The sequence below is a fragment of the Pseudonocardia pini genome (genome assembly GCF_013870575.1).
Lineage (GTDB): Bacteria > Actinomycetota > Actinomycetes > Mycobacteriales > Pseudonocardiaceae > Pseudonocardia > Pseudonocardia pini.
Window position 1 is genome coordinate 1 of sequence record NZ_JACBXB010000212.1, and the last position, 7,706, is coordinate 7,706.

General features: G+C 70.4%; 8 protein-coding genes and 2 tRNA genes. 7 read left to right on the forward strand and 3 right to left on the reverse strand.

The window, feature by feature from the left end:
• The coding region (locus H5J29_RS14230) for a PH domain-containing protein (protein ID WP_181781435.1) at positions 1–295 on the forward strand (295 nt) is incomplete at its 5' end.
• Here H5J29_RS14230 and H5J29_RS14235 read toward each other — a convergent pair.
• Positions 258–1,802: a helicase HerA-like domain-containing protein gene (locus H5J29_RS14235; RefSeq protein ID WP_181781436.1), complete on the reverse strand. Its 1,545-nt coding sequence runs from the start codon at positions 1,800–1,802 to the stop codon at positions 258–260. The genes H5J29_RS14230 and H5J29_RS14235 overlap by 38 nt on opposite strands.
• Positions 1,803–1,840: 38 nt before the next feature.
• Between H5J29_RS14235 and orn the strand changes: the two genes are divergently transcribed.
• The 3 genes from orn (at position 1,841) to H5J29_RS14250 (ending at position 2,742) form a co-directional block, all read left to right on the forward strand.
• Positions 1,841–2,443 (forward strand): oligoribonuclease, encoded by a 603-nt coding sequence (gene orn, locus H5J29_RS14240; protein WP_181781437.1) that lies wholly within the window; start codon positions 1,841–1,843, stop codon positions 2,441–2,443.
• 59 nt (positions 2,444–2,502) lie between these two features.
• Positions 2,503–2,575, forward strand: a tRNA-His gene (locus H5J29_RS14245).
• Between the two features lie 94 nt (positions 2,576–2,669).
• Positions 2,670–2,742 (forward strand) — tRNA-Lys (locus tag H5J29_RS14250).
• A 224-nt stretch (positions 2,743–2,966) separates the two neighbouring features.
• On the opposite strand, the gene H5J29_RS36720 is transcribed toward H5J29_RS14250, so the two are convergent.
• A complete protein-coding gene (locus H5J29_RS36720; RefSeq protein ID WP_512700116.1) occupies positions 2,967–4,001 on the reverse strand; it encodes a transposase in 1,035 nt (344 codons plus the stop codon).
• On the opposite strand from H5J29_RS36720, the gene H5J29_RS36725 reads away from it, so the two are divergent.
• The 3 genes from H5J29_RS36725 (at position 3,886) to H5J29_RS14270 (ending at position 6,804) form a co-directional block, all read left to right on the forward strand.
• Entirely contained in the window at positions 3,886–4,155 is a 270-nt protein-coding gene (locus H5J29_RS36725; RefSeq protein WP_246393861.1) for a hypothetical protein, read from the forward strand. The two genes, H5J29_RS36720 and H5J29_RS36725, sit on opposite strands and share 116 nt — an antisense overlap.
• A gap of 964 nt (positions 4,156–5,119) precedes the next feature.
• Positions 5,120–5,485 carry an ArsR/SmtB family transcription factor gene (locus H5J29_RS14265; protein ID WP_181781439.1) on the forward strand — a complete coding sequence of 122 codons (366 nt, stop codon included), beginning with the start codon at positions 5,120–5,122 and terminating at the stop codon, positions 5,483–5,485.
• Between the two features lie 2 nt (positions 5,486–5,487).
• The gene (locus tag H5J29_RS14270; RefSeq protein ID WP_181781440.1) at positions 5,488–6,804 is read left to right on the forward strand and encodes an alpha/beta fold hydrolase; all 1,317 of its coding nucleotides are present in this window, start codon (positions 5,488–5,490) and stop codon (positions 6,802–6,804) included.
• A gap of 520 nt (positions 6,805–7,324) precedes the next feature.
• Here the strand turns inward: H5J29_RS14270 and H5J29_RS14275 are convergent.
• The coding region (locus tag H5J29_RS14275; RefSeq protein ID WP_181781441.1) for a substrate-binding domain-containing protein at positions 7,325–7,706 on the reverse strand (382 nt) is incomplete at its 5' end.

Sequence of the window (7,706 nt, forward strand, 5' to 3'; positions counted from 1 at the left end):
GCTCCCGCTCGCCGCCCTGCTCGCCCGGGACCGCTACCGCTCCCTCGGCCACGCCCTCACGCCCCTGCACCTCGTGAGCAGGCTCGGCGGGCTCTCGCGGCGCACGGTGGCGTTGCAGCGCACCGGGATCATCGGCTGGACGGTCCGGCAGAGCGTGTTCCAGCGCCGCGCGGGCGTCGTGACCCTGCAGGCCGTCACCGCGGCGGGCGCGGGCGGCTACCGCATCCTCGACGTCCGTGCCGAGGACGCGGTGGCGCTCATCGACGCCGTCGGGTCCCGAAGATGCTCCGGCTGATCTCCCGGCCCGCCGCGCTGGCGGCGGACCGCATGAAGGACTTCACCGCCGGCGAGGAGAAGAAGCCCTCCAGCATCCCGGGCTCCTCCTTCTCCCGCCGCGGCTCCGGCGGGGGCGGCGGCGCGGGCGCCTCCTCCGGGATCGGCGCAGGCGGCGGCGCGAGCCGGGCGGTGAGCTTCTCGTAGGCGGACTCGCGGTCGATCGTCTGGCCGTACTTGGCGTAGAGCGGCGAGCCCTTCGCGGCCTCGGTGACGGCAGGCGCTCCGATCGCGGCCATCAGCGAGCGCGGCGCCCGCATCCGGGACCAGGCGACGGGCGTCGGGGCGCCCCGCTCGGACAGCACGGTGACGATCGCCTCGCCGGTGCCCAACGACGTCAGGGCCTCCTCCAGGTCGTAGACCTTCGACGTGGGGTAGGTCTTGACCGTCTTGGTGAGCGCCTTCTGGTCGTCCGGGGTGAAGGCGCGCAGGGCGTGCTGGATCCGCGCGCCGAGCTGCGACAGCACCCCGTTGGGGACGTCCGTGGGCAGCTGGGTGCAGAAGAACACGCCGACGCCCTTGGAGCGGATCAGCTTCACGGTCTGCTCGATGCGCTCCAGGAAGGCCTTGGACGCGTCGTTGAACAGCAGGTGGGCCTCGTCGAAGAAGAACACGAGCTTGGGCCGGTCGAGGTCGCCCGCCTCGGGCATGTCCTCGTACAGCTCCGCGAGCAGCCACATCAGGAACGTGGAGAAGAGCTTCGGGTTCGCCGCCTGCTCGGCCAGCTCGACGAGCGTGACCACGCCCTTCCCGTCGACCTGACGGATCAGGTCCGCGGGCTCGAACTCGGGCTCGCCGAAGAACTCGGTGCCGCCCTGGGCCTCCAGGTTCACCAGCGCCCGCAGGATGACGCCAGCGGTGGCGGCCGAGACCCCGCCGATCCCCTTGAGGTCGGCCTTGCCCTCGTCGCTCGTGAGGTGCTGGATGACCGCGCGCAGGTCCTTCGTGTCCAGCAGCGGCAGCCCGCGCTGGTCGGCGAAGTGGAAGATCAGCCCGAGGGTGGACTCCTGGGTGTCGTTGAGGTCCAACACCTTCGACAGCAGGATGGGCCCGAACTGGGTGATCGTGGCGCGGATCGGGATGGCCGACGAGCCGCCGCCCAGCGACAGGAACTCGACGGGGAACCCGGTGGCCACCCAGTCGTCCCCGGTGTCCGCCGCGCGGGACTGGATCTTCGGCCCGTCCTCCCCCGGCCTGGAGAGCCCGGAGAGGTCTCCCTTGACGTCCGCCAGCAGGACGGGGACACCGGCGTTGGACAGCTGCTCGGCCAGTCCCTGCAGGGTCTTGGTCTTGCCGGTGCCGGTGGCGCCCGCGACCAGCCCGTGCCGGTTCAGCGTGGCGAACGGGATCCGGACCTTGGCGCTGGGGTCCACCTGACCGTCGACGAGGACGGTGCCCAGCTCGAGCGCCTCGCCCTCGGTCGCGTAGCCGGCGGCGATGTCCTGGGCTGCAGTCGTGTTCTCGGCCACGCGGCGGAGCCTAGACCAGGAGGCTTACGCTGCGTCTCATGAACGACCGGTTGGTGTGGATCGACTGCGAGATGACGGGTCTGGATCTCCAGCGGGACGCGCTCGTGGAGATCGCCGTCCTCGTCACGGACGGGGACCTGAACATCCTCGGCGAGGGCGTCGACGTCGTCATCCACGCCGACGAGGCCGCCCTCGCCGCGATGCCGCCGGTCGTGGAGGAGATGCACGCGAAGTCCGGGCTCACGGAGGAGATCCGCGCCTCGCGGGTCACGGTGCGGGAGGCCGAGGAGAGGGTGCTCGAGTACATCCGATCCTGGGTGCCGGATGCGGGCGTGGCGCCGCTGGCGGGCAACTCGATCGCCACCGACCGCGGCTTCCTCGCCCGCGACATGCCGGAGCTCGACGCCCACCTCCACTACCGGATGATCGACGTCAGCTCGCTCAAGGAGCTGGCCCGCCGCTGGTTCCCCCGCGTGTTCTACGCCAAGCCCGAGAAGGGCCTCGCCCACCGCGCGCTGGCGGACATCGTCGAGTCCATCCGCGAGCTGGAGTACTACCGCCGCACCCTGTTCGTGCAGCCCCCCGGCCCCACGACGGACGAGGCCCGCGCCGCCGCCGCGGCAGTGGCACCCCCGGCGTGACGCCCCCTCCGCCCATCACGTAGTCTCTACGAGGTCGCCGGGGCAACCGGGCGATCATGGTGGGTGTAGCTCAGCTGGTAGAGCACCTGGTTGTGGTCCAGGGGGCCGCGGGTTCAAGTCCCGTCACTCACCCGGGGTCAGCGGACCCCCCGAGCAAGGCCGTCGGACGCCGGTGCTACACTGGATTCCGGTGCCGCGCAAGGGACACCGCGATAATTCAAGACATGCACCGCTAGCTCAATTGGCAGAGCAGCTGACTCTTAATCAGCGGGTTCACGGTTCAAGTCCGTGGCGGTGTACGCAAACTAGCAGGTCAGACCGGTTGTCGGTCTGACCTGTTAGCGTTTTCGGTGATCAAACCCGACGCTTACCCGACGTTTACTCGTCCGGAGGGGTTCACCGATGGCTCGTCCGCCGCTCCTGCTCGGCACTCACGGCTCGATCACCGTCAAGCGCGAAGACGAGTGCACCGTTGCCCGCCTCGACACCTACTTCGCGGCGCTCGAACAGGCCCGGAAGACGGTCATCCTCCCCGACGGCACCACCGAGAAGCGACCGGCGCCCGTCGAGGTCGCGGTCGGCCCGCCGCCGCGGTCGCGGAGCTCGTCCTGCAGAGCCTTCGGAAGACGATGGCGCTCGGCCCGACGTCGTTCTTCCGCGAGGCCGCGGATCTGTGGTTCGCCAAGATCCAGGACCGCCGGGCCGACTCGACCGCGGACACGTACGCGAACTGCCTGAAGAAGCAGGTCCTGCCCAAGCTCGGAGAGCTCCGCCTCGCCGACGGCCGCTGGGTCGCCCGCTGCCGGTACGCAAGACCCGTCGGATCGAGCGCTGGGACTCGACGAAGAACGCGGCTGCACGCCGCGAACACCCGCCGCATGATCCGGGCGATCGTCAGACAGGTAGCCGTCCGCGCGGACATGCCCGACCTCATCCGCTTCGCCCTCGGCTCCAGCCTGCGCGTCGGCGAGATCTGCGCCGTCCGCTGCGGCGTCACGCACCAGGCCGTGCTCAACCAGGTCATGCCGTCGAACCCAGTACGCGAGCTCGAACGCATCGAGACGCCCCGCGGCCACATGGCCAGTCCCCCACGCGGCCTCACGGTGGAGGAACGCCGCCGGCTCTCTTGGAGTTCACCGACTCCGACCAGGTAACTCCGACCACCACAACCCTGGACGATCAAGAGGCCCGTCCTACTCGACGACGGCCAGCGACCAGCACCAGCCGGCGAGCTCGCGGGCGATCGCGGTGTTGGCCACCACTGCCCGCTTGCGCCGTGCGTCGAACGCCATCCACGTGCGTGTAGGCGCCGGTTGCCTTGTTCGGCCCGGCCTCGGGCCGCCGGTGACGCGAGCTCCCAGCGCCGCATCAACACCGCCGAAGTCCGATAAGGACGGCGGTGATGCCACGCCGCCTCGACCAGCAGCCGACGGGCGTAACCGTTGCCCGTCTTCGTGATCGCGCCCCGCGACTTCGTCGCACCGCTGGAGTCCTCCGAGGGCACCAGCCCGACGAACGCCCCGATCGTCCGCCCCGAGAGCCGGTGCCAGTCCCCGATCTCCACGGCCAGGGCGAACGCGGTCAGCGTCGAGACCCCGCGCAGACAGCCCAACCGGCGCACCACCGGGGTCAGGTCGCAGTCCGCGGCCATCGCCTCGATCGCCTCGTCGAGCCGGTCCCGGCGCTCCCGCGCCGCGACCACGGCGCCATAGGCGGACTCGAACGCCATCTGCGAGTGCAGCATCGGCAACCTCTGCCGGCGCAGCCACTCTTCATGACGCGAGGTCCACGCCGTCTTGTCCGGGTAGACGAGCCCGTGGCGCAGCAACGACTTCCCCGGCGATGCCGCGCCGACATCAGCTCGCGCCGCGCCGCCTCCCGCGAACGGGTCAGGTCCCTGCACGCCTCAAGTTCCCGGCTCGGATCGCGACCTCGACGATCTCCGACAGGTGCAGCAGCCGGGCCAGGTGCCGGGCATCGCGCACGTCGGTCGGTCTTCACCCGGTCCCCGGCCGGGCGCTGCAGCTTCGAGGGCGCCGCGACCAGGCACCGGATCCCGACGTCGTCGAAGGCCCTCGCCAGCCCGAACCCGGTCTGCCCGGCCTCACAGGTCACCACGACCGGACGTGGCAGGCCCTGCACCCAGTCGATCACCGTCGCCGGGTCCGGAGCCAGGTGCCGCTCGAACACCTCACCGGTCTGCCCGTCGAGCCCGCACGCCGCCACCGACCGGGCGTGCACGTCCAGGCCCACACTCGTCCGCGCGTTGATCACCACGACCTCCTCGTCGTCGACGTCCCCGCCGCAGGACTACTCCCAACCCGGGCCACGTGGTCGCCTCAGTCCTGGCCGTTGCTCCACGCCAGGCCAACAAGTCGTCGACGAGGAGCAGGTCAAGGTGCAGCGCCCGCAGCGCAGCGAGGACGAACGACCTTGGCCTGCAACGAGCGACGACCACACTCACGCCGCGGAGGAACACCACGCCTCATGCCGTCTAACGCCAGGACCGACAGGCCCCGTCCGAAGGACGTCCTTCAGTCCCTCGGCCGGCGCGGCCGTGAGCGCAGGACCACCAGGTCGATCGGGCTCCTCTCGATCCCCACGGATCGAGCCCGCCACGAACTACCGGCAGAACATCTGCTTGACTGTATATACATCGTGTCGTATGTTCTGGGCATGGTCATCACAGTGCAGGAGCGACTCACCGCGATCGCGGAGCCGAGCCGGTTCCGGATCGTCGAGTTGCTGCGCGAGGGGCCACTGTCGGTTGGCGGGATCGTCGAGGCCCTGGGGTTGAGCCAGCCGCACGTCTCACGACACCTGCGCCTGCTCGCCGACGCCGGAGTGGTCGAGGCGACGAAGCGGGCTCAGCAGCGCATCTACCGGGTCCGGCCGGACGCGATGCACGAGGTCAGCGACTGGGCACTGGGCTTCGCGGCCCTGTGGTCCGCGCGGATGGACCGCCTCGGCTCCTTCCTCGACGACCAGACCCACGACAGCAGGGACCGCAGCCACGGCGGCGGCCACGAGCGAGAGGCGTGACCATGTCCGAGATCAGGATCGACGAGGCGAGCAACACCCTGCACATCAGCCGCACCTACACCGCCGGTGTCGACCGGGTGTGGTGGGCATGGACCGACCCCGACGCCATCGCGCACTGGTGGGGCCCCGAGGGATGGGCCGCCACCGTCCACGAGATGGACGTCCGACCCGGCGGGCGGTGGCGCTTCCAGATCGCACCGACCGACCGATCGGCGGCCCCCGTCCACAGCATCGCCACCTACACCGACGTCGTCACCCACGCCGCACTCGTCTACGACGACGTCTTCACCGACGAGGCCTGGCGACCCGACGACACCGGGGTCTTCCCCACCACGGTCACCTTCACCACCACCGACAACGGATGCGCCGTCGACGTCACCGCAGGCTTCCCTGACCGCGCCGCCCTGCTGCGCGCGGTCGAGCTCCAGATGGCCGAGGGCTACCTCGAAGCCCTCGACCGGCTCGACCACCTACTCGCCGAACTCGAAGGAGAACAGACCATGTCCACCCTGCCTACGCTGTCCACCCTCACCTCCGCCGACGGCACCACCATCGCCTACCAGCAGACCGGAACCGGCCCCGCGATCATCGTGATCAGCAACGTCGCCGAGGACCACACCGGCGTCGCAGGCCTCGCCGCCGCCCTCTCCACCGACTTCACCGTCATCACTTACGACCGACGCGGCCGCGGAGCCAGCGGTGACCCCCAGCCCTACGACCCCGCCCGCGAGATCGACGACATCGCCGCCCTCATCGACCTCGCAGGCGGCACGGCCGCATTGACCAGCGGGTCCGGCGGCTGCGCACTCACCCTCGACGCCGCCTCCGCCCTCGCAGACCGGGTCACCGGCCTTTACCTCTACGAACCGCCGTTCATCGTCTCCGACGCCCGACCCCCCGCACCCGCCGACTACCTGCACCACCAGACCGCCCTCATCGCCGCGGGCAAGCGCAGCGAGGCCGTCGAGTACTTCATGACCGAGATGATCCGCGTCCCCACCGAATACCTGCCCATGATGCGACAGGACCCCTCCTGGCAAGAGATGGTCAAGCTCGCCCACACCTACACCTACGACGGCCGAATCCTCGCCGACCTCCAGGACGGCACCGCGCTGCCCAACGGTCGCTGGACCATCAACGCCCCCGTCGCCATCGCCGTCGGCGGCAACGGCGAAGCCTTCATCCGCGACGGCGCCGACGCCCTCGCCGACCTCCTCCCCAACGCCACCGTCCTCACCCTCCCCGACCACGACCACTCCGCCTTCTGGATGGCCCCGGACGCGGTCGCACAGCAGGCCCGCTCCTTCCTGCTCGACTGACACGACACCCCCCACTCCCCCGGGCCCCTTCGCGGGGGCTCAGTTCCTCCGGCAGCCCCCGCCCGGAGCCGACGACCTGACGAAGATTGACATGAGGTTGTCAAGGGCGACCCGCAGGGTCGTCGGCGCCAGCCGATGCGAAGCACCCTTGATCGTGAGACCGGGCGGAGTAAGCGGACAGCACCCTCAGGGCGAGTACCACCGTCGTCAGCGAGGCTCCGCACTGTGAGACCAACCCCCGAGTCCTCGTGTGGACCGCCGAGGTCGTGACCGACACCTTGTTCGACCTCGACGCCTGGGTGCACCGCCATGCCGAGATCGACGACCCGCAGGCCTCCCGGCAACCAGTCACTGACGTCGTCGCCAGCCACCTGGCGGATCGCTAGCGGCGGCGGGACCGAGCCCTGAGCGACGAGCCGATCAAGAAGGCACGGCCGGCGTTCGACTGAGCGGCCCGGGTGCAACCGCCCGGCGAGCGTTCGTCCGGCGCGCCCGCTCGACGTCGAGGCGCCCACTCGGCTCACCGAGGTCGGTGGCTCGTGGAGGGTCGCACGCCGCTGGTACTACGAGTCACGAGCCGAGGTGGAATGACCTGCTCCCGGTCCCCGGCGGGGGTGTTCTCGACCCGGGCGACAGCCTGAGCGACGGCGAGTCCGGCGATCTGCGAGGTGTCCTGGGCGATGGTGGTGAGAGCGACGTGGGACAGGCGGGCGAGGCTGCTGTCGTCGAACCCGACCACGGACATGTCGTCGGGCATGCGTAGGCCGTCACGGCGTAGGACGTCGAGGACGCCGGTCGCGCAGCGGTCGTTGAACACGGTCACGGCGGTCGGGCGCGGGTCCGAGGCGAGCAGGCTCCTCGCGGCGACCGCGCCCTCGTCCTCGGTGAGACCGCCGGGAAGG

Coding starts and splice junctions, on each gene's coding strand:
- orn (WP_181781437.1), top strand. CDS start 1,841: ATGAACGACCGGTTGGTGTGGATCGACTGCGAGATGACGGGTCTGGAT.
- H5J29_RS14265 (WP_181781439.1), top strand. CDS start 5,120: ATGGTCATCACAGTGCAGGAGCGACTCACCGCGATCGCGGAGCCGAGC.
- H5J29_RS14270 (WP_181781440.1), top strand. CDS start 5,488: ATGTCCGAGATCAGGATCGACGAGGCGAGCAACACCCTGCACATCAGC.